Source organism: Clostridium sp. CTA-7 (assembly GCF_054768095.1).
In genome coordinates this window covers 1-792 of record NZ_BAAAAV010000027.1, presented here as the reverse complement: position 1 = coordinate 792, position 792 = coordinate 1, and the positions used below count along the sequence as shown (strand labels likewise).

The 792-nt window shown below is 31.8% G+C and carries 2 protein-coding genes; both read left to right on the top strand.

All coding sequences use genetic code 11. The annotated features are described in order from the left end of the window. Positions 1 to 448 (top strand): BMP family lipoprotein (locus tag ACYUEX_RS18690; protein WP_460289460.1); only part of this gene is annotated, 448 nt, incomplete at its 5' end. A 76-nt stretch (positions 449 to 524) separates the two neighbouring features. Beyond that, positions 525 to 792 (top strand): ATP-binding cassette domain-containing protein (locus ACYUEX_RS18685; protein ID WP_460289461.1); only part of this gene is annotated, 268 nt, incomplete at its 3' end.

Sequence of the window (792 nt, the reverse complement as noted above, 5' to 3'; positions counted from 1 at the left end):
ATTTGATAATGTTGCTGCAGGTCAACAATTAGCTGCAACTATGTTTGATAATGGAGTTAAAGCAATATTTACAGCAGCTGGTGGAGTTGGAGTTGGAGCTATAAATGAAGCTAAAGCTAGAGCTAACGCTGGAAAAGAAGCATGGATAATAGGTGTTGACAGTGACCAATATGCAGATGGTATTTATAAAGACAATAAATCTGTAATATTAACTTCAGCTATGAAAATGATAGATACAGCTGCTTATGATATGATTAAAGCTGAATTAGATGGAAACTTCCCAGGTGGAAAAACTTTAATATTTGATGCTAAAAATGATGGTATAGGACTTCCAAAAGAAAATCCTAATTTAAGTAAAGAAACTTCAGATAAAGTTGATGAAGTACTTAAACAAATTAAAGACGGAAAGATTACTGTATCAGATAAGCAAGGAGATTTAATTAAGTAGTTTTATAAGGAAATTTAAAGGCTAAGCCTTTAAATTTCCTAAATTAAGTATTAATAAGGAGAAAGCGGTGAATTATATGGAATATGTAGTAGAAATGCTTAACATTCGAAAAGAGTTTCCAGGGATTGTAGCAAATGATAATGTAACTTTACAGCTAAAAAAGGGAGAAATTCATGCTCTTTTAGGAGAAAACGGTGCTGGTAAATCTACATTAATGGGAATGTTATTTGGAATGTATCAACCAGAGGCTGGAATAATAAAAGTAAATGGAAAAGAAGTGAAAATTTCTAGTCCGAATGTAGCAAATGATTTAGGAATAGGTATGGTTCATCAGCATTTTAAAC